Genomic DNA, 20,473 nt, shown 5'->3' on the forward strand with positions numbered 1-20,473 from the left:
CTATGTGACGCGGCAGAGCGGCACGGACACACACTGCGACAGGCGGCCGGGCCGGCGCGGCCGGACTCCCACCCGTCGGGGGGCGGGTGGGAGCGGCCGTCGCCGAACCCTCTGCCGAGGCCGCCTCAGGAAGCCGTACGCGCGTGGACGTACTCCACGAGCCGGGTCAGCGCCTCGGGGTCGGTGGTGGGCAGCACGCCGTGACCGAGGTTGAAGACATGCCCCTCAAGGCCGGCGGCCGCGGCGAGCACCTCGTCGGCCTTCGCCTCGACGGCCTCGCGCGAGGCGAAGAGAACGGCCGGGTCCAGGTTGCCCTGGAGCGCCTTGCCGGGCCCGACGCGCCGGGCGGCCTCGTCCAGCGGCACCCGCCAGTCCACGCCGACCACGTCGGCACCGGCCTCGCCGAGCAGCCCGAGCAGCTCGCCGGTGCCGACGCCGAAGTGGATGCGCGGCACGCCGTACCCGGCCACGGCCTCGAAGACCTTGGCGGACGCGGGCAGCACGGAGCGCCGGTAGTCGGCGGGGGCCAGCGCGCCCACCCAGGAGTCGAAGAGCTGCACGGCGCTCGCGCCCGCCTCGATCTGCACCTTCAGGAAGGCGCCGGTGATCTCGGCGAGCCGGTCGAGCAGGTCGGCCCACAGCTGCGGGTCGCCGTACATCATGGCCTTGGTGTGCTCGTGGTTGCGGCTCGGACCGCCCTCGACGAGGTAGCTCGCGAGGGTGAATGGCGCTCCGGCGAATCCGATGAGCGGCGTCTCGCCCAGTTCGCGGGTGAGCATCCCGATGGCCTCGGTGACGTACGAGACGTCCTCGGGCGTGAGGTCCCGCAGCCGCGCGAGGTCCGCGCGCGAGCGGATCGGCTGCTCCACGACGGGCCCGACGCCCGGCTTGATGTCGAGGTCGACGCCGATGGCCTTGAGCGGTACGACGATGTCGCTGAAGTAGATCGCGGCGTCCACGCCGTGCCGGCGCACCGGCTGCAGCGTGATCTCCGTGACCAGCTCCGGCATCATGCAGGACTCCAGCATGGCCGTGCCCTCGCGCGCCTTGCGGTACTCGGGCAGTGAGCGCCCGGCCTGCCGCATGAACCAGACCGGCGTATGCGGCACGGGCTCCCGCCGGCACGCCTTCAGAAATGCGGAGTCATACGTAGCTGCGTTCTGCCGGCCGGTGGCCTCGTCATTGACACTCACCCCCAAAGTTTCGCACGCCCGAAACGGACCGGAACGCCGGGGACGGGTTGCCGATTCGTCCCCTGCCGGGGAGGTATTGAGCCCGTCCGGCGCCAGGGATGTATCGAGCCCGTCCGGCGCCGGGGATGTATCGAGCCCGTCCGGCGCCGGGGATGTATCGAGCCCGTCCGGCGATTGAGGACGAGCGCGCAGCGCGATCACACACACGACACCCGCAGAAGACAGACCACCGGCAGACACATTCGAGCCCGTCCGGCGATTGAGGACGAGCGCGGAGCGCGATCACACGGCGCCCCCGCCCGCGGGATCAAACACCCCCGTCGCGGGGTCAAGCGGAGAGCGAACGCGCGCCCCGAGAGGGGCGCCTCCCTGCACGGAGGCGCCATTCCCCTTAATCTTCCCCGCATGGCTGCGGCTCAGGGACAACGGTCGGACGGCGCTGGCGAGATGGACGGCGCACAGGGGGTGGTGGCGGACGCCGGTCCGCCGCCGTTTCGCGCTGCGGTCGAGGCGCTGCGCGGGGCACGGCTGCGGCCGCAGATCGAGGTGGATCCGACCCCGCCGCCGAAGCGGCTCGCTCCGTACGCGTACGCACTGGAGGCGGCCGTCGTCGACGGCGACGAGGACCTGGCGGACGGCAGGCTCGTGCTGCTGCACGACCCGGCCGGGCACGAGGCCTGGAAGGGCTCCTTCCGCCTGGTGACGCTGGTGCGGGCGGAGCTGGAGCCGGAGATGGCGGCGGACCCGCTGCTGCCCGAGGTGTGCTGGTCCTGGCTGACCGGTGCGCTGCAGGCCCGCGGCCTGGCGTGCGGCGAGCCGAGCGGGACCGTGACACGGGCGGGTTCGCACTACTTCGGCGGGCTCGCGGAGCGCCCGCCCGCCTCGCAGATCGAGATCCGGGCGTCCTGGACGCCGCGCGAGTCGGTCGGCGGCGTGCCGGACGCCGGGGCGCACCTGGCGGCCTGGTGCGACCTGCTGTGCCAGGTCGCGGGGCTGCCGCCGGCCGCGGCGGCGGACGGCTCAGTGGTGTCGCTGCCGCAGCGGCGGGGGCCGCGCTCCACGTGACGGCGGTGCGCGGCGGTGACCCCCGGCGTTGACGCCGCCGGGGGCGCGGCGCGGTTCGTGGGGGCAACACACCTGGTGAGAACGGTTGATCGTCGGATGATCGATCACGCGTCCGAATCGCCCGAATTGTTACTCACCAAATCGTGATCATCCCCTAAAGGCGGGTGCTGTTGGTGCCGAAGAGGTCTGTGACCTTGAAACGCACGGTTCGTCCCGGCTTCATCCCCGAGCCGGCCCCGTCCCGCCACCCCAGGAGGCCTGGTGTCCGTTCTCCTCGAGCAGCCCGCAAGCCTGGTCGCCTACCGCCCGAACAAGCCGACCGCCATGGTCGTCGTGGCCGACCCCCGCGTCCGCTCCACCGTGACCCGCCACCTGTGGGCGCTCGGTGTACGTGACGTCATCGAGGCCTCGTCCATCGCTGAGGCTCGTCCCCGCATCGGCAACCCCCGCGACATCTGCGTCGCGGACGTCCACCTTCCCGACGGCTCCGGCCTGACCCTCCTGTCCGAGACCCGTGCCGCGGGCTGGCCCAACGGACTCGCGCTCTCCGCCGCCGACGACATCGGCGCCGTGCGCAACGCCCTCGCGGGCGGCGTCAAGGGCTACGTCGTCACCGGCACCCGTACGAACGTGGGGCTCCCCACCCGACCCGGCGCCGCCCCCATCGGCTCCGCCGCCGCCCGTATGCACCGGCGTCCGCCGGGCACCCCGAGCCACCCGGGCGGCTACCGCGAGCTGTCGGGACGCGAGGTGGAGGTGCTCCGCCTGGTCGCCGAGGGGCAGTCCAACAAGGCCATCGGCGTCTCGATGGGCCTGTCCGCGCTGACCGTCAAGAGCCATCTCGCCCGCATCGCCCGCAAGCTCGGTACCGGCGACCGGGCGGGAATGGTGGCGGTGGCCCTGCGCACGGGAATCATCCACTGACCGATTTACACCCCCTGGCCGCCCGTCGACGTAACGTTCCGTCGACGGGCGCCGTGCGTTCACAGATACCCTTGACAGGTGACCGACGCCCAAGAGACCGCAGCAGACAGCTCACTGCGAACCACCGGAGGCGCTCCTCCGGACGAAGGCGTCACAGGCGTCTCCGTCGAAGGGACACCCACCCCTCTCCTCGAACCGCGTGACGGCATTCCGCCGGTCGTCTCCGACCAGGAAGCGCTTGCGCAGGTCATCGCGGCATTTGCCACCGGTACGGGACCGGTGGCCGTGGACGCCGAGCGGGCCTCCGGGTACCGCTACGGCCAGCGCGCGTACCTGGTCCAGCTCCGCCGCGAGGGCGCGGGCACCGCGCTCGTCGACCCCGTCGCCTGCCCCGACCTGTCCGGGCTCGGCGAGGCGCTGGCCGGCACCGAGTGGGTGCTGCACGCCGCGACCCAGGACCTGCCGTGCCTGCGGGAAATAGGCATGGTTCCGTCCGCCGTCTTCGACACGGAGCTGGCCGGGCGCCTCGCCGGGTTCCCCCGGGTCGGCCTTGGCGCGATGGTCGAGAGCGTTCTTGGCTACGTACTGGAGAAGGGCCACTCCGCCGTCGACTGGTCGACGCGACCGCTCCCCGAGCCCTGGCTGCGGTACGCGGCGCTCGACGTCGAGCTTCTCGTCGATCTGCGCGACGCCCTGGAGAAGGAGCTGGACCGGCAGGGGAAGCTGGAGTGGGCCCGCGAGGAGTTCGACGCTATCGCCTCGGCGCCGCCCGCGCCGCCCCGCAAGGATCCCTGGCGGCGTACGTCCGGCATGCACAAGGTGCGGCGCCGGCGGCAGATGGCGGTCGTACGGGAGCTGTGGACGACCCGGGACCGGATCGCGCAGCGCCGTGACGTCTCGCCCGGCAAGGTGCTCAGTGACGGGGCCATCGTGGAGGCGGCGCTCGCGGTGCCCGCGAACGTGCACGCGCTCACCGCGCTGCCCGGGTTCGGGCACCGGATGGGGCGGCGCCAGCTCGAGCAGTGGCAGGCCGCCGTCGACCGCGCCAAGGCGCTGCCGGACGCGGAGCTGCCGCAGCCCGGGCAGGCGGTGGCGGGGCCGCCGCCGCCGCGCTCCTGGGCGGACCGCGATCCCGCCGCGGCGGCGCGGCTGTCCGCGGCGCGCGCCGCGGTGTCGGCGCTCGCCGAGCGCCTGAACATGCCCCAGGAGAACCTGATCACGCCGGACACCGTCCGCCGCGTGTGCTGGGAGCCGCCCACGGATCTCACCCCCGAGTCCGTGGCCGCCGCCCTCACCACCCACGGCGCCCGCCCCTGGCAAATCACCCAGGTAACCCCGGCCCTCACCAGGGCACTGGCGACACCGGCCCCGTAACGCACGGGGGCCGCACCGCGGCCGAGGGCACCTCCGCGCCGCGGTGGGGCGCCTTACCCCGCCGCTCCGCGGCGGCCTTCCCACCCGCCCACCCGTCACTGTGGGACGCGGGTGCGGGCCGGGACAGGCGGTCGCGTACGGCGGCAGGGGCCGTAGTCCCGGGTGACGGCGGTGCCACCGCACCCGCGTGTGCGGTGGGGCGGTGGCAGGCCGGGGGTGCGACCGGGACCACAGCCACAGGCGGGCGGGTGGGAGCCCGCGCGGCGGAGCGGTCGCGGCCCTCGCCGTACGGGCACCTCGCGAGCGGCGGGGAGGCGGCATGCGGCAGCGGCGGTGCGACTGGCACGACAGTCACCGCCGCGGAGCGGCGGGGCCGTTGCAGCCCCCGGCCTGCGGGGACCCCACGGGCGGCGGCCAGGCAGCACGCCGCAGGGGCGGTGCGACTGGGACAGCGGTCACGGGCGGGTGGGTGGGAAAACCGCCGCGGAGCGGCGGGGCGGTTGCAGGCCCCGGCCTGCGGGGACCTCACGGGCGGCGGCCACGCGGCATCGTCGCGGCGGTGCGACTGGGACGACGGGGGCAGACCGGCGGCGGCAGACCCCGGCGTGCGCACCGCATGTCCCGCAGAGTGCGCACCGCATGTGATGTGTGCCTCCCCAGACCCACCCTTGGCCAGCTAGTTACTGATAAGTAGCATGGACCGAGGAAGCGCGCCGCAGGCGCACCGCACCCTGGAGGAGAGCCATCGTGCCTCGTACCGTCAGGGACGTCGTCTTCGTCGACGGCGTCCGCACCCCGTTCGGCAAGGCGGGTCCGAAGGGCATCTACCACGAGACCCGCGCCGACGACATGATCGTCAAGGCGATCCGGGAGCTACTGCGCCGCAACCCGGCCCTGGACCCGGCCAAGATCGACGAGGTCGCCGTCGCGGCGACCACGCAGATCGGCGACCAGGGGCTCACCATCGGCCGCACGGCCGGCATCCTGGCCGGGCTGCCGCAGTCGGTGCCGGGCTACTCGGTCGACCGCATGTGCGCGGGCGCCCTGACGGCCGTCACCACGACCGCGGGCTCCATCGCCTTCGGCGCGTACGACGCCGTGATCGCCGGTGGCGTCGAGCACATGGGCCGCCACCCGATGGGCGAGGGCGTCGACCCCAACCCCCGGTTCGTGAGCGAGAAGCTCGTCGACGAGTCCGCCCTGTTCATGGGCATGACCGCCGAGAACCTGCACGACCGCTACCCCTCCATCACCAAGCGCCGCGCCGACGAGTACGCCGTGCGCTCGCAGGAGAAGGCCGCCAAGGCGTACGCCAACGGCAAGATCCAGCAGGACCTGGTGCCGATCTCCGTACGCCGCACCAACGAAGAGGCGGGCGAGACCGGTTGGGGTCTGGCCACCCAGGACGAGCCCATGCGGCCGGGGACCACCCTGGAGAACCTCGCAGGCCTGAAGACGCCGTTCCGTACGCACGGACGCGTCACCGCGGGCAACGCGGCGGGCCTCAACGACGGCGCCACCGCCTCGATCATCGCCTCCGAGGACTTCGCCCGCGAGAACGGGCTTCCGGTCAAGATGCGGCTGGTCGCCTACTCCTTCGCGGGAGTCGAGCCGGAGGTCATGGGCTACGGCCCCATCCCGGCCACGGAGAAGGCGCTCGCCCAGGCGGGCCTGTCCATCTCCGACATCGGCCTGTTCGAGATCAACGAGGCCTTCGCCGTGCAGGTGCTCGCCTTCCTGAAGCACTACGGCATCGCCGACGACGACGCCCGCGTCAACCAGTACGGCGGCGCCATCGCCTTCGGCCACCCGCTGGCCTCCTCCGGTGTCCGCCTGATGACGCAGCTGGCGCGGCAGTTCGAGGAGCAGCCGGAGGTCCGCTACGGCCTGACCACCATGTGCGTCGGCTTCGGCATGGGCGCCACGGTCATCTGGGAGAACCCGCACCACAAGGACGCCGGAGGCAACAAGTGAGCACCACCACTGAGCTGTTGAAGGGTGCGGCCGAGCTGTTCCCGGACGAGGTCGTGACGCAGGCTCACGTACGTCACCTCGACCTGCCCGCGGGCGCGGGCCGGTTCGCCCTCATCACCCTCGACAACGGCTTCGACCACACCAAGCCGACCACCTTCGGCCCTGGCTCCCTTGCGAACCTGAACGCCGCGATCGACCAGGTCGAGAAGGAGGCCGCCGAGGGCACCATCGTCGGCGTCGGCATCACCGGCAAGCCGTTCATCTTCGCCGTCGGCGCGGACCTCAAGGGCGTCGAGATCCTCAAGCGGCACGAGGACGCGCTCGCCATCGGCAAGGGCGGCCACGACGTCTTCAAGCGGCTCTCCGGGCTCGCCGTGCCGACGTTCGCGTACTACAACGGCGCCGCCATGGGCGGTGGCGTCGAGGTCGGCCTGCACTGCGCGTACCGCACCGTCTCCAAGGCGCTGCCCGCGTTCTCGCTGCCCGAGGTCTTCCTGGGGCTCGTGCCGGGCTGGGGCGGCTGCACGCTGCTGCCGAATCTGATCGGCGCGGACCGAGCGGTTTCGGTCATCATCGAGAACTCGCTGAACCAGAACAAGCAGCTCAAGGGCAAGCAGGTCTTCGAACTCGGCATCGCGGACGCGCTGTTCGAGGGTGCGGACTTCCTGGAGCAGTCGCTGATCTGGACGGCTTCTGTCCTCAACGGCACCGTCAAGGTGGAGCGGCCCGAGATCGACCGCGGCGAGGCCTGGGACGCGGCGGTCGCCCGCGGCCGTGCCATCGCGGACTCCAAGGTGCACGGCGCCGCCCCGGCCGCGTACCGCGCCCTGGAGATCGTCGCCGCCGCCAAGGACGGCGACGTACAGAAGGGCTTCGACGCCGAGGACACGGCGCTCGCGGACCTCATCATGGGCGGCGAACTGCGCAGCGGCATCTACGCGTTCAACCTCGTGCAGAAGCGCGGCAAGCGCCCGGCGGGCGCGCCGGACAAGAATCTGGCGCGGCCGGTCACCAAGGTCGGCGTCGTGGGCGCCGGTCTGATGGCCTCGCAGCTCGCGCTGCTCTTCCTGCGCCGTCTGGAGGTGCCGGTCGTGCTGACCGACATCGACCAGGAGCGCGTCGACAAGGGTGTGGGCTACGTCCACGCCGAGATCGACAAGCTGCTCGGCAAGGGCCGCATCAACCAGGACAAGGCGAACCGCCTGAAGGCCCTGGTCACCGGTGTCCTGGACAAGGCGGAGGGCTTCTCCGACGCGGACTTCATCATTGAGGCCGTGTTCGAGGAGATCGGCGTCAAGCAGCAGGTGTTCGCGGAGGTGGAGGCCGTGGCCCCCGCGCACGCGATCCTGGCGACGAACACCTCCTCCCTCTCCGTGACGGAGATGGCCTCGAAGCTGAAGCATCCGGAGCGGGTCGTCGGCTTCCACTTCTTCAACCCGGTCGCGATCCTGCCGCTCCTGGAGATCGTGCGCGGCGAGCGGACCGACGACGCCTCCCTGGCCACGGCCTTCGGTGTCGCCAAGAAGCTGAAGAAGACCGCGGTCCTGGTGAAGGACGCCCCGGCGTTCGTCGTGAACCGCATCCTCACCCGCTTCATGGGCGAGATCCAGAACGTCATCGACGAGGGCACGCCGGTGGCGGTGGCCGAGAAGGCCGTCGAGCCGCTCGGCCTGCCGATGTCGCCGCTGGTGCTGCTCGAGCTGGTCGGCCCGGCCATCGGCCTGCACGTCTCGGAGACCCTCAACCGGGCCTTCCCGGACCGCTTCACGGTGTCGCCGAACCTGAAGGCCGTCGTCGAGGCGGGCAAGCGCGGCTTCTACGTGTACGACAGCGGCAAGCCGGAGCTGGACCCGGAGGTCGCCGCGCTGCTGAAGCAGGGCGACTCGGTGCTCACCGAGGAGCAGGTGCGCGCCCGCGTGCTCGACGCCGTCGCCCAGGAGATCGGGCTCATGCTCGACGAGGGCGTCGTCGCCGAGGCGCAGGACATCGACCTGTGCCTGATCACCGGCGCGGGCTGGCCCTTCCACCTGGGCGGCATCACGCCGTACCTGGACCGCGAGGGCGTCAGCGAGCGCGTCAACGGCAAGCGGTTCCTGGAGCAGGGGATCGCGAGCGTGCCCGCCTAGCCGGGCCGAGCGCTGAAGGTGCCCGGTACGCCGCGTGGCGTGCCGGGCACCGGCATGTGCGGGGGCCGGACTGCCGTCGGCCATACGGAAAACCGTCGGCTATACGGAGGCCGCCTGCTCCCAGGCCTTGAGAGCGAGGCCCGGTTCGTCCTTGCGGTGGGTCAGACGGAGTGCGCCCGTGCCGGGCACGAAGGTCGCCGCGACGACCCGGCCGGCCGCGTCCTCGGCGAGGGCGACGCGGGCGTCCACCGGCAGGGCGGGGCCCGACTCGGTCCACCAGGCGCCGGCCGACTCCAGCTCGGTGGGGTAGGCGGCGAAGGCGACGCGGCCGCTGTCGGCGCGCTGGGCGAGCAACGTGCAGTCGTGGCCGTCGAGTTCGCAGCGGACCGCCGAGACCGGTCCAGGGCCCGCTGCCGTCAGGACGCGCACAGGCTCGTCGTCCGCCGTCCCCCTCCACGCGCACAGCTCGCCGGCCTCGTCCGTGAAGAAGAGGGTGAGGTGTTCGGCGGAGGTGGCGAGGGCGCGCAGGGTGCCGGGGCGGGCCTTCACCGCGAGGGGCGCCTCGTCCAGGGCGGGGATGGCGCCGGGCGAGGCCTGGCGCCAGCGCAGGATGCCGTCCGGTGTCGTCGCGTACGCCGTGACCAGGCCGGACTCGGCCGTCGCCACGGCGAGGGGGCCGCGCACGCCGGTGCCCTTGAGATCGCGCCAGGGGCCCCAGCCGCCCTTCTCCTTCTGGCCCCGCATGCTGACGCCGCCGCCCCGGTTGGGCACGAAGACGTGGGCGCGGCCCTGGGCGTCGACGGTCACGGCCGGGAGGCCGGTGCGGTCGCCCTTCTTGTTGGGGTGGCCGAGGGGGTTCCAGTCGAGGGCGGTGAGGTGCGGCTGGAAGTGGGTGGAGTGCACCAGGCCGGACTCGCCGGGGACGGTGGGGCGCCACGACACCAGGTGGGCGTACGCGTCGGTGCCCTGGCCGACGGCGAGGACCGGGTGGACGCGCTGGTCGCCCCCGACGGGGCGGGGTTCCGTCCAGGGGCCGCCCGGGCGCCGCTGCGTGCGGCACACCACGGCGTCGCTCTCGCAGGCGTAGACGGCGAGCCTGCCGTCGCGTGCGCGTATGAGCCAGTCGCCGTTCACGGTCGGAGAGGTGGGGGCTGGGGGCATGCGGCGGTTCCGGGGCTTCCGGGATGTGGGACGTCGGTCCTGGCAACTCTAATGGGCGAGGTGGGGGTGGGTGCACCCGGGCGTGCGAGGCTTGGCCGTATGCAGACTGTGACCCTCGTCGTGGACGCCGCGAATGTCGTGGGCTCGGTGCCGGACGGGTGGTGGCGGGACCGGCGGGGTGCCGCGGAGCGGCTCCGGGACCATCTCGTGCCGCTCGCCGCGGGCGGGCTCCCCGATCTCCCCGGGCCCCTCGACGTGGTCCTCGTCGTCGAGGGCGAGGCTCGGGGCGTCGACTCCGTCCCCGGCGTACGAGTCGACTCCGCCCCCGCCAGCGGCGACGACCGCATCGTGGAGCTCGTCGCCGAGGTGCCCGGCCCCTGCGTAGTCGTCACCGCCGACCGCGAGCTGCGCCGCCGCGTGTCCGTATTGGGCGCCCAGTACGTGGGCCCCCGGGCAGTCCGGGGCTAGGCAGCCCTGACCGCACCCTTGCACCGGGCCGGTGCGAGGCCGTCGTAACGGGCACCGTCGACCTGGGCTGTGCCCACCCGTGCCGCCCCTGGCGGCCCAGCTGCCCACAGCAGGGAGCGGAAGCGGAAGCGGGACCGGGGCCCCGCCCAGCCAAGCTGCTCACAGCGGAAGCAGAAGCGGGAGCGGGAGCGGAAGCGGGAGCGGAAGCGGGAGCGGAAGCGGGAGCGGAAGCGGGAGCGGAAGCGGGAGCGGAAGCGGGAGCGGAAGCGGGAGCGGAAGCGGGAGCGGAAGCGACCGGGCCGGGGGACGCCCGCCCCCCCCACAGCGGTCGGACGCTGAACTAGCCGCTGTGGCACCGGAATTTCGGACTGCCCGGGCAGCGAGTGGGCGGTGCCCACGTTTGCGGCCCGAGCCTGCCGGTGTGCTGGAAACGGGCGGGCGGGTGGGAGATTTCCGCCGCGGAGCGGCGGGACAGGATCATCCCCCCACCGAGCCGCAGGCTAAAGCCGCTTCGCGCTGCGCAACGCCGAGGCGTAGTACCCGTTCCCGTCCAGGCGGGACGTACCGCCCTTGTCCCCAATCGTGGGCCCGTTGACCTCCTCACGGCTGGAGATGAAGATCTTGTGCCCCTCGGCGTCATGCCCGAGGAAAATCCCCACATGGTCGAGCCGCTGCTTCGTACGCGCGTCGAGCTTGAAGAAGACCAGGTCACCGGGCTGAACGACGTCGATGGTCTTCGGCCGGTCGGTGGCACCCACGCCCTTCAGGGGAATGACGGGGGTCCCCACCTTGCCCCGGGCCATGCCGTTGGCAGTACGGGGCAGCCCGTCCCCGGCGACGTCGGAGGCCATCAGCGGATAGCGGGCCCGGTACCCGAACACGGTCCGGATGAAGCCGGAGCAGTCGATGGCCCGCGCCCGCTTCGTCTCGGGCTGCATCGTCGTACCGTCCCGGAAGGTGTACGGAATGCCGAGGTAGTCGTAGAAGTCGGACTGCTCCTCGCGCAGGTCGTTGCCCTCGCTGCCATGGGGATTCAGCGGCCCGAAGCTGGCGTCACCGGCGTAGGAGATGCCTTCGTCGTCCTTCTTGACCGGCGCCCCCTCCACGTACTGGAACGCCATCGCGAAGATGTCGTCCTCCTCGCTGCCGGCGAACTCCTTGAACCAGTCCTTGAACCACTTCTCCTTCTCCGCGCCCTTGCGCCAGATCTCCGGCATCAGCCGCACCCAGTTGTCGGTGACGACCTTGGACTTGGTGGTGGTGGGCTCGGCGAAGGTGCGGCTCGGCCCGGAGAGGGTCGCGGTGCGGGCGCCGTCCGTGAAGGTGGCGAGGACCTTGCCGTCCTCGGTGCGCAGCACGGAGCGGTCGGGATTGCGCAGCCGCTCCCACTTCTGCTTCCCGTCGGCCTGCCCGGTGCCGTTGGTCAGGTCGGGGGTGTCGGTGACGGCCTGCACCTTGGGCGCCTTGTCCTGCTCGTCCTTGCGCAGTTCGACGGTCAGGTAGGTGCTGCCCGCGAGCAGGGCGAGGACGGTGACGGCGTGGACTGCGGGGCGTTTCTTCTTGGGCGGCATGAGTGACTCCGGATTCAGGCGGACGGCATGAAGCCGAGGAGGATCCCGGCCGTGAGGACGACATAGGCCATGAGGGTCACCGAGCCCGTGGCGAGCAGGGTGGGGCCCTTGGGCTGACGCACCAGCTGGTAGGCGATCAGGCCCGGCACGATGAAGCCGAGGGTCTGGTTGCTGTACATCAGCGGGAACTCGAGCGAGAGCACGATCATCACGGTGGCCTGCAGCACCACACCGGTCAGCACGACCGCGGCGAACAGGCGCTTGCCGTAGAGGATGACGAAGCGCTGCATCAACAGCGTGCAGACGTACGTCAGGACGGTGACGCCGACCACCATGGCGGCGCGCTGGAGGTCCTCGACGAGGGTCAGCGCGAGCCAGCCCGGCGTGATCATGCCGCCGGGCGACAGGTTCGTCGTCAGATAGCAGACGAGCGAGAACAGCAGCCCGAGCGCGATGCCGACCGCGGCGATCTCGGGGGTGAGGACGGACGGGATCAACGCTGCTCTCCTGGGCTGTGCCACTGCTGGGTTTCATCCGCGGCGGGCGGGGCGGGCGGGACGCGCGGCTCGAACAGGCCGCGGGGGGCGGGGGGTTGGGGCGGGGTCTGGGGCTGGTGCTGGTGCTGGTGCTGGTGCTGCTGGGCGTACGCGTCGTATGGAGCCTGCGCCCCGTAGGCCGACTCCTGCTGTACCGCGTACGAATCCTGAGCGACGTACGGATCCTGAGCCGCGTACGGATCCTGGGCGACGTACGAACCCTGGCCCTGGTACGCACCCTGCGCCGCGTACGGATCCTGAGCGGCATGGCCGTCGTACGCCGGGTAGTGCTGCACCGGCACCTGCGGCGCCGGGACCACCTGGAGCGATCCCGTCTGCGTGTACCGCGTCTCGTACGCCTCCGGATAGTGCTGGTAGGGGTCGATGTGCGGTTCGTACAGGTGGTGGCCGCCCGTCGTCTCGGCGGGCGTGGCCCCGGCCGGGGCGGTCGCGGCCGCGGGGTCCTCGCTCTCGTCGGCGGGCAGTTCGGCGAGGTGCTCCAGGAGCACCTCGCCCTGGCCGTGGATGTTGCCGATGGCGACGAGCGAGGAGTCCGCGCCCAGCTGCCCGAGCAGCTGGCCCATGAACTCCTCGGGGTCGCGCCGGTCGCCGCCGAGGTCCACGGCGCGCGAGCGCCAGTCCGCGGGGATGGCGTCGATGGCGGACTTGGCGGGGTGGCCGATGACGAAGACCTTGTCCGGCTGCAGGTCCGGGATGATCTCGCCCATCTGGCCGTTGCGCTCGACGCGGTCGGGGCGGCAGTTGATGACGACGTTCAGCGGGCGGTGGATGGCGCCGAGGTCGAGGAGCTGGTTGATGTTCATCAGCGTCGACTCGGGGTCGTTGGCCGCGAAGACGTTGGCGAAGCGGAGCTTCTTGCCCTCCTCGGTGACGTACCGCTCGACGGAGAGGACACCGGGGTCCGGCGGCGCGTCGTACATGCCCTGGAGGGCGACCTCGCGGCCGACGCCGAGGAGTTCGGCGACCTTCAGCGCGATCGCCACGTTCTCCTTGAAGGTGAACCAGCTGAAGCCGCGCAGCTCGTCGTCGGTCACCGTCTCGGGGTCGGCGTAGATCAGCTCGCAGTTCCGCGCGTCGGCCTCCTCCTTGAGGATCGCGAAGCGGTCCTTCTCGGCGGTCACGCAGATGCCGTTCTCCGGCATGGAGCGGGACAGCGAGCGCGCGACGTCGTCGAGGGTGGGCCCCATCTCGGCGAGGTGGTCCTCACGGACGTTGCAGAGCACGCCGATGGTGGAGCGGATCAGCTTGGACTGGTTGATCTCCTGGAGCGCCGGCATGACCGCCATGCACTCGATGACCAGGGCGTCCGGGTTGTACGCCGCCGCGCGCCGCACGATGCCGATCTGCTCGACGACGTTGGCGATGCCGAACTTGCGGTAGACCGGCTCCTCGGTGGCGTCCGGGTGGATGAACCGGGCGGCGGTGCCGGTGGTCTTGGCGACCGTGGTCAGATCGCCGCCGCGCAGCGCGCCCGCGCACAGGCGGGTGATGGAGCTCTTGCCGCGGATGCCGTTGACCAGCACCCGCGACGGTATGTGTTCCAGGTTGGTGAAGTGCCGCCGCTGCTCGATCACGCCCGCGACCAGCAGGACGGCGCAGCACACCACCAGGACGGTGTAGAGGAAGAGCACGGCGGTTCAGTTCCTTCCGGCGAGACCGGCGCTCGCGCCGTCCCGCTTGCGCTGCGCGCCGGACGGCAGCTGCTGCCTGATCAGTTCGAGGCTGCGGGTGACGGCGCCGACCTCGTCGTGGTGGACCGGGTACAGGACGGTCTTGCGGTCGCCGTCGGCCAGCGCCTCCGCCTGGTCGGCGAGCTTGCGCAGCGGCCGGACCACGACGATGTGCAGCCAGCCGAGGCAGGCCGCGGCCGCCGTGATGCCGAGCATGCCCGCGAGGACCGTGCGGTTCTGCAGGGTGTATTCGGGGATGGCGAGCGCGGAGGCGGGCTGCCAGCTCACCACGGACCAGCCGAGCTTCTCGGCCGCGCCGCCGCCGGCGAACGGGGCGGCGGCCGCGATCTGGATGTCGTCGCCGTCGCGGTACAGCACGCCGCTGGGCCGCGGCTTGCCGCCGACCTTCTGGCCGGTGCCCTCGACGAGCCCGTCGAGGCGGCCGCTCGGCAGCCCCTGGAACTCGCGGTAGCCGGTGTTGCCACCGATGATCTTGCGGTCCTTGTCGACGACCCGGACCTCGCCGAGGCCGGGGCGCTTGAGCATGGAGTTGAGGAACTCGATGCGGAACTCGCCCACCACGGCGGCCCCTTGGCGGCCCGGCACCTCGGCGGTGCCGATGATCACCGGCTCCTTGCCGTCCTCGTCGATCACGCGGACCGGCTGGTCGGACGGCTCGTCGCCGGCGGCGCGCGGGTCGCCGCCAGCCTCGGCGAGGACCTTGCCGTCGTTGTCGAGGACGTACAGCGAGCGGTAGCGCGAGTGCTGGTTCAGGGTGCTCTTGAGGACCTTGTTCATGTCCGAGGCCTCGGTCTTGGCGCCCATGAGGGAGGCGACCGAGGTGAGGTCGGCGTGGCCCTCGTTGAGGGCGCGGCGGACCCGGTCGGAGAGCGTGTCGGTGCGCTCACGCTGGTCGTTGACCATCTGCTGCGGCACCTGGACGGTGTCGCCCGCGCGGTTGAGCAGCAGCAACAGCGGCGCCGACCAGGCGAGCAGCAGCACACCGGCGACCGCGACCAGGGTCCGGATGCCGAGCTTCCGGCGCCCGGCGGGCCTGGCCTTCGCGGCGGGTTCGCCGACCAGTTGGCGGCGCAGTCGCTCCAGGGCGGCGCCGATGCGGGCGGCCTCGCCGTACTTGGGCACGGACACCGGCCTGCTGAGGTCGCCGCGGGTGAGCCTGCGGCTCTCCAGGAACAGCCGGATCAGCGGGCGCTGCACGGTGCGCAGGAGCAGGAAGACGGTCACGCCGCCGATGAGCAGCAGCGCGCCCGCGGCGAGCAGACCGAAGGCGGAACTGGTGCTCCGCTCGGGGTCCTCGGCGACCGGGACCATGGCGACGACGCTGAGGCCGAGCCGGGTGGCCACGGTGGACTCGCCGGCCTCGGGGGCGGCGAGCGAGGCATAGCCGGCGACGGACCGCTCACCGAGGTGACGGTCGCCGATCAGATGGCCGCTGACGCCGAGATAGCCGCCGGAGCCGGGCTCCTTGGACAGCAGCGGGTGGCTGCGGGACTTCTTCGCGGCGGTCTCGGCGAAGGCCTTGAGCTGCGCGTTGGAGGCCTTGATCTCCGCGCGCTCCTCCTCGGTGCTGACCTGCTCCGGCTCGGGGATGCCGTCGGTGCTCAGCACCTTGCCGTCGTCGCCGACGACGGCGATGGAGCGGAAGTTGCCGAGGCTGATGCCGGGGAAGCGCAGGCTGCTGGAGGCGACAAGGAGCTGCTGCGGCTGGCCCTTCCAGGCGAGCACGGAGAACGCGAGGAGACGGGTCTCGCCGTTCTCCAGGCGCACCATGCGCGGGTCGAGCCCGTGGTCGCCGCTCAGCTTCGAGCGGTCGATCGCGGCCAGCGGGACGTTCTCACCGCGGGCGGCCATGAGCTTGCCCGAGCGGATCTCGACGACGGCGGTGCCCATCCACTTCTGGTAGACGCTGCCGATCTTGTCGAGTACGGCGTCGGCGGGCACCGGGTCGGCCGCGTTGAACAGGTCGGCGGTCCGGGTGAGGTCGGTGACGCTCTCGTCGATGGAGGCGCGCAGGGCGATGGCGCCGTCCTCGGCGAAGTGCTGCTGGGACGACTTGACCGCCTTGGGGACGGCTTCCTGGCCGACGCGGCCGAGGGTGAGGGCGGTGACGCCCGCCAGGGCAAGGAGCAGGACCGACAGCACGGCGATCGGGGGCCGGATGCCTCCGATGAGTGACATGTCGGTCCTTCGGCGGACCTTGTGCCGCCGCTTCGTGGTCGAAGCGGCCAAGGGGGTGCTCCTCTCCTGGCGTGACACGCGTGGTGACACGGGAATGACGCGGGAATGACGTGGGCGGTGCTGCGGGCAGGGGTGACGCACCCCCGGCACGAGCGGGCACACGGGTGCGATCTGGAAGGTCATGACCCATGACGGGCCCGGAAGGATGTACGAAAGCAGCCGGATGTGAGCTACGTCAAAGATCCTTTTCGTGGACCTCGCGAGGGCCATGAATGCGCCACCTGGAGTTCTCCAGGCGTTCTCGCCCCGGCCAACAGTTCTCGGTCCGGCGGCGGTTCTCAGTCCGGCAGCTTCTCCAGGGGCTCGAGGCCGTCCTTGCTCGCGCCGCGGTTGAGCAGGGTGCCCTCGGTGCGCTCGAAGGCGAGGCGGTAGCGGGAGCGCTGCTGATCGGTGAGGCCGTCGCCGGTGCGCAGCGCGGTGGCCACGTCGAGCAGCCGGTGGTTCTTGACCGCGCCCTTGGGCAGGGCGGCGCCGTCCTCCTCCGGCTCCGGCGGAATTTCCGTGAACGTGGGCACGTACTTGGCGTCGACGTCCCACTTTCCGCCGCGCTTGTGGAACTCGAACCAGCCGATGACGCCCTCCTCGGTCAGTCCGCTGGGCCTGTCGTGCCGGGCGATCTGGTTGCCGAGTCCGTACGCGATCCAGGTGCCGTCGACCTTCTCCATCGGCTGCACGACGTGGGCGTGGTGGCCGATCACGAGGTTGATGCCGGTCTCCTTGGCGATCCGGCGGCCGAGTTCGACCTGTTGGGCGGCGGCGTTGGGCTGGTGCTCCTTGCCCCAGTGGATGCTCAGGATCACGACGTCGGCGCCCGCGGCGCGGGCCTTCTTCTCGGCGGCGGCGATCGCGTCGAAGTCGGTGAGGTTGGCGAGCCAGGGCTTGTCCTTGGGGACTTGGCGCCCGTTGAAGCCCAAGGTGAAGGCGATTTGGGCGACCTTGACGCCCTTCACATTGGTGATGAGTGGTTTGTCTGCCTCTGCCTTGTTACGTGCCGTTCCGGTGTGGCGCAGCCCCGCCTTGTCGAGGGCGTCGAGGGTGCGGGTGACACCGGCGGGGCCGTGGTCGAGGGCGTGGTTCGAGACGCTGGAGCACTGGTCGTAGCCGACACCCTTGATCGCTGTGGTGATCTGCGGCGGCACGATGAAGTCGGGGAAGCCCTGGAACGGCCCGCCCGGCGCGCCGACCACCGGCTCGAAGTGGCAGATCCCGAGGTCGGCCTTGCTGATCACCGGCTTGATGCCGGCCATCATCGGGCCGAAGTCGATCCCCTGCTCACCCTTGCCGGTCGCCTTCGCGTCCTTGCGCGCCTGCTCGGTGAGTTCGGGATGGATGAGGATGTCGCCGGCGGCGGCGACGGTGAAGGTGGGGCCGCCGTCGTCGGCGGCCTCGCCGTCGTCGCCGAACGGGCCGCAGGCGGTGGCGCCTGCGAGCAGGGCGAGCGAGGCGGCGCAGGCCGCTATGAGCCTGCGAGAAGGACGTGTCATCACGGGGCTATCTTTATACAACCATGACTCTCCCTCCAATTCGGTCGATAACAATCGCAAAGCGACGCAGGGTGCTTGGCGTGCGGCGGCCCAAGCGGCTCACGGCACTCGCCGTCGTCACGGCGGGCGTGCTGAGCCTCACCCAGTGCACCTCGCCGCCCGACGACGACCGCCCGCCGTCCTCGTCGGGCGACCGGTCGGCCGGCCTGGAGGAACTGGTCACCGGATACACCGCGGGCTTCTCCGAGGACAGCGGCTATCGCCGCCCCTCGCGCTCCGAGCGGCGCACCGTCGCCGACGGCGTGGGCCTGCTCCTGGACCGCCACCGCTCCCGGGCCGAACGCCGCCTGGCGGACGTCGACTTCCAGGTGCGCACGGTCACCGACTCGGGCACCGGGCGGCGCTACGCCGAGGTGTCCGACCGCTCCGAGGACGCCGCGGCGCCGCGCGGCTGGGGCCGTGTCTATGTGGACCTCGACTCCCCGATCCGCTGGTCCGTGCAGGTGCCGCACCCGGTCGCCGACCGCAACACCGAGCGGCTCGGGGCCGCGCTGCTCAGCCGCTCCTCCGGCGGCGTCATGGTCATTGCGGGGGCACATCGCAAAGCGGGGCGCGGCGACGAGGCGGACGTGGCGCACCGCCGGAAGAGCGTGTTCCACGCCATCTGCGACGAGTTGGCGAAGCGGGGCGTGCCCGGCATCCAGGTGCACGGCATGGCGGACGGCTCCGCGCCCAGGCATGACGTGGTCGCTTCCACGGGCAAGGGCCGGGAGGCCGTGCGGGAGGGCCGCGACCTCGCGGACGCGCTGCGCCGGCGCGGCTACGACGTGTGCCGCGCCTGGGCCCGGTCCTGCCCCCTCGAAGGCCGCAAGAACGTCCAGGGCCGCAACGCCACCGCGCAGGACACGGAGTTCCTGCACGTCGAGTTCGCCCCCAAGATCCGTGACCGGCGGCAGCACATGAAGGCGGCGGTGGCGGCGATGACGACGGTCACGCGGGACTGGCGCCGCATGTAGGCGCCCCGGGCTCCGGGCCCCGGGCCCCGGAGGGCGCGTACACCCCTCCCGTACGCCCTGCCCGCCCCTGCCGCTACCCCTCTCCCTTCACGTACACCACCGCCCCGCCCACCGACCCCACCGCCTCGTACCCCCCGCCGCTCAGCACCCGGCGGAAGCCCGGGATCCGCTCGGGTCCGTACGGCTTGCCGCGGGAGTCGTCGACGACGACCGCGGGCGGGCGGGCCGCCAGTTCGGCGCGGAAGACGTCCCAGGCGCCGTCCACGGCGTACCGCTCGCCCACGCGGGGGCCGTTGCGGCCGCCGCTGTAGTTCGTCAGGAGCCCGGCGGTCAGGTAGCGGGTGGCGGGGGTGCGGTCGGCGAACCAGTACGTCTCGGGGTGCATGCCCCAGAACAGGACGCGGTCGCCGGGCTCCGTACGGGTCCGGACGGCGTCGGCGAGGCGCTGGGCGTGGGCCAGCTCGGGGCGCGGCGCGAGCAGGCCCCAGGCCACGAACAGCGAGCAGGCGCAGGCGGAGGCGAGGACCGCCTTCGCCGTCCGCTCGGCGGGCAGGATCTGCAGCGCGGCCGTGCCCAACAGGGCGAGCGGCGGCGTGAGTTGCAGGAAGTAGTGGCCGAAGAAGTGGAAGCCGAGCGCGACCGCGGCCGCCGAGGCGCACAGCCACAGCCACAGGTCCGCCGCGCCGGTCCGGGCGAGCCGCAGCACCCGCACGACCGGCGGCAGGATCCCCGCGCAGGCCACGCCGAGGAGGGCGGTGTTCGCCAACCCGCGGAAGAGCACGTGGAGTTCGGAGCCGGTGAAGGACACGTACGCGCCCGACCCGGTGAGGGTCCAGAACACGAAGCCCGCCGGATCCGTGAGCGCGGCGGCCGCGAGGACGGGCCCGACCACCCCGGCCACAAGACGCAGCACGTCCCCCCACCGCCCACCGGAGCACCGCGCGCCCCCGCACCGCCCGTCGCCGCCAGCCCGCCACAGCAGCCACACCACCGGCACCAGCACCGCTCCCCCGGTCTGCTTGGCCAGGAACGCGCATGCCACCGCCGCCCCCGCGAGGCCCCAACGGCGCCGGTCCGCGGCCCACATGGCGGCGGCCGTGCACGGCAGCATGAAGACCTCGAAGGTGGCGGCCTGGGCGTCCTCGGGGTTGAGCCCGACGGAGGCGAGGAGGTACAGGACACCGGCCGTGCGGCCCGCGCCGTCGCCCCAGCGGCGCCGGGCCAGCGAGGCGAGCAGGGCCGCCGTGAGGACCTGCGCGCCGACGGCCAGGACCCGGGCGCCCGTCAGCGACTCGTCCCCGCAGACCGCGAAGGCCGCCTGGTACAGCCAGGGCACCAGCGGCGGCTTGCGGTCGACCACCGTCTCGTACAGCTCACCGCCGTGTCCCAACAGGCGGGCCTGGACGGCGAGATAGCCCTCGTCGGGGTTCCACAGCGGGCGTACGAACGAGGGCAGGCGGGTGGCGCAGGCCAGCACGGCGAGCGCGGGAAGCAGCCGGGGCCAGTATCCGGGGGCGGCCGCGGCGGATACGGAGCGTGGTGACGCGAGGGGCGCGACGGGCTCGACGAGCATGGCCAGCACGCTATCCGGCCCCGCAGTTCGCGTCGAAACGGAACATACGGGGCCGAAG

The 20,473-nt window shown here is 72.1% G+C and carries 15 protein-coding genes; 7 read left to right on the plus strand and 8 right to left on the minus strand.

Annotated features, from left to right (window positions below):
- Nucleotides 1-125 precede the first annotated feature (125 nt).
- Nucleotides 126-1,193 (minus strand): uroporphyrinogen decarboxylase, encoded by a 1,068-nt coding sequence (hemE, locus tag AC0KTA_RS08245; RefSeq protein WP_481054462.1) that lies wholly within the window; start codon nt 1,191-1,193, stop codon nt 126-128.
- A 405-nt stretch (nt 1,194-1,598) separates the two neighbouring features.
- On the opposite strand from hemE, the gene AC0KTA_RS08250 reads away from it, so the two are divergent.
- From AC0KTA_RS08250 to AC0KTA_RS08270, 5 genes are all read left to right on the plus strand, one after another.
- A complete protein-coding gene (locus AC0KTA_RS08250; protein WP_481054463.1) occupies nt 1,599-2,258 on the plus strand; it encodes a DUF3000 domain-containing protein in 660 nt (219 codons plus the stop codon).
- 261 nt (nt 2,259-2,519) lie between these two features.
- The gene (locus tag AC0KTA_RS08255; RefSeq protein ID WP_016643199.1) at nt 2,520-3,182 is read left to right on the plus strand and encodes a response regulator transcription factor; all 663 of its coding nucleotides are present in this window, start codon (nt 2,520-2,522) and stop codon (nt 3,180-3,182) included.
- A 78-nt stretch (nt 3,183-3,260) separates the two neighbouring features.
- The gene (locus tag AC0KTA_RS08260; protein WP_481054464.1) at nt 3,261-4,556 is read left to right on the plus strand and encodes an HRDC domain-containing protein; all 1,296 of its coding nucleotides are present in this window, start codon (nt 3,261-3,263) and stop codon (nt 4,554-4,556) included.
- 747 nt (nt 4,557-5,303) lie between these two features.
- Nucleotides 5,304-6,530 carry a thiolase family protein gene (locus AC0KTA_RS08265; protein WP_481054465.1) on the plus strand — a complete coding sequence of 409 codons (1,227 nt, stop codon included), beginning with the start codon at nt 5,304-5,306 and terminating at the stop codon, nt 6,528-6,530.
- Nucleotides 6,527-8,656 (plus strand): 3-hydroxyacyl-CoA dehydrogenase NAD-binding domain-containing protein, encoded by a 2,130-nt coding sequence (locus AC0KTA_RS08270; RefSeq protein ID WP_481054466.1) that lies wholly within the window; start codon nt 6,527-6,529, stop codon nt 8,654-8,656. Before AC0KTA_RS08265 ends, AC0KTA_RS08270 begins: the two co-directional genes overlap by 4 nt.
- A gap of 99 nt (nt 8,657-8,755) precedes the next feature.
- On the opposite strand, the gene AC0KTA_RS08275 is transcribed toward AC0KTA_RS08270, so the two are convergent.
- Entirely contained in the window at nt 8,756-9,790 is a 1,035-nt protein-coding gene (locus AC0KTA_RS08275; protein ID WP_481056353.1) for a PLL family lectin, read from the minus strand.
- A 126-nt stretch (nt 9,791-9,916) separates the two neighbouring features.
- On the opposite strand from AC0KTA_RS08275, the gene AC0KTA_RS08280 reads away from it, so the two are divergent.
- A complete protein-coding gene (locus tag AC0KTA_RS08280; RefSeq protein WP_481054467.1) occupies nt 9,917-10,285 on the plus strand; it encodes an NTP pyrophosphohydrolase in 369 nt (122 codons plus the stop codon).
- A gap of 500 nt (nt 10,286-10,785) precedes the next feature.
- Here the strand turns inward: AC0KTA_RS08280 and AC0KTA_RS08285 are convergent, their stop codons facing one another.
- The 5 genes from AC0KTA_RS08285 to AC0KTA_RS08305 form a co-directional block, all read right to left on the minus strand.
- Nucleotides 10,786-11,856 carry a C40 family peptidase gene (locus AC0KTA_RS08285; RefSeq protein ID WP_481054468.1) on the minus strand — a complete coding sequence of 357 codons (1,071 nt, stop codon included), beginning with the start codon at nt 11,854-11,856 and terminating at the stop codon, nt 10,786-10,788.
- Nucleotides 11,857-11,870: 14 nt separating this feature from the next.
- A complete protein-coding gene (locus AC0KTA_RS08290) occupies nt 11,871-12,353 on the minus strand; it encodes a poly-gamma-glutamate biosynthesis protein PgsC/CapC (protein ID WP_055564848.1) in 483 nt (160 codons plus the stop codon).
- Nucleotides 12,350-14,044 (minus strand): poly-gamma-glutamate synthase PgsB, encoded by a 1,695-nt coding sequence (gene pgsB, locus AC0KTA_RS08295; protein ID WP_481054469.1) that lies wholly within the window; start codon nt 14,042-14,044, stop codon nt 12,350-12,352. The genes AC0KTA_RS08290 and pgsB overlap by 4 nt, the downstream gene beginning before the upstream one ends.
- 6 nt (nt 14,045-14,050) lie before the next feature.
- Complete coding sequence (locus AC0KTA_RS08300; protein WP_481054470.1) at nt 14,051-16,282, minus strand: HAMP domain-containing protein; 2,232 nt, start codon at nt 16,280-16,282, stop codon at nt 14,051-14,053.
- Between the two features lie 338 nt (nt 16,283-16,620).
- Nucleotides 16,621-17,826, minus strand: a complete 1,206-nt coding sequence (locus AC0KTA_RS08305) for a CapA family protein (RefSeq protein ID WP_481054471.1) — start codon at nt 17,824-17,826, stop codon at nt 16,621-16,623.
- A gap of 80 nt (nt 17,827-17,906) precedes the next feature.
- On the opposite strand from AC0KTA_RS08305, the gene AC0KTA_RS08310 reads away from it, so the two are divergent.
- The gene (locus tag AC0KTA_RS08310) at nt 17,907-18,842 is read left to right on the plus strand and encodes a hypothetical protein (RefSeq protein ID WP_481054472.1); all 936 of its coding nucleotides are present in this window, start codon (nt 17,907-17,909) and stop codon (nt 18,840-18,842) included.
- Nucleotides 18,843-18,915: 73 nt separating this feature from the next.
- On the opposite strand, the gene AC0KTA_RS08315 is transcribed toward AC0KTA_RS08310, so the two are convergent.
- Complete coding sequence (locus tag AC0KTA_RS08315) at nt 18,916-20,415, minus strand: ArnT family glycosyltransferase (protein ID WP_481054473.1); 1,500 nt, start codon at nt 20,413-20,415, stop codon at nt 18,916-18,918.
- Nucleotides 20,416-20,473 lie beyond the last annotated feature (58 nt).

This window comes from Streptomyces sp. Y309 (genome assembly GCF_056712025.1).

Coding starts and splice junctions, on each gene's coding strand:
- AC0KTA_RS08250 (WP_481054463.1), top strand. CDS start 1,599: ATGGCTGCGGCTCAGGGACAACGGTCGGACGGCGCTGGCGAGATGGAC.
- AC0KTA_RS08280 (WP_481054467.1), top strand. CDS start 9,917: ATGCAGACTGTGACCCTCGTCGTGGACGCCGCGAATGTCGTGGGCTCG.
- AC0KTA_RS08285 (WP_481054468.1), bottom strand. CDS start 11,856: ATGCCGCCCAAGAAGAAACGCCCCGCAGTCCACGCCGTCACCGTCCTC.
- AC0KTA_RS08300 (WP_481054470.1), bottom strand. CDS start 16,282: ATGTCACTCATCGGAGGCATCCGGCCCCCGATCGCCGTGCTGTCGGTC.
- AC0KTA_RS08305 (WP_481054471.1), bottom strand. CDS start 17,826: ATGACACGTCCTTCTCGCAGGCTCATAGCGGCCTGCGCCGCCTCGCTC.
- AC0KTA_RS08315 (WP_481054473.1), bottom strand. CDS start 20,415: ATGCTCGTCGAGCCCGTCGCGCCCCTCGCGTCACCACGCTCCGTATCC.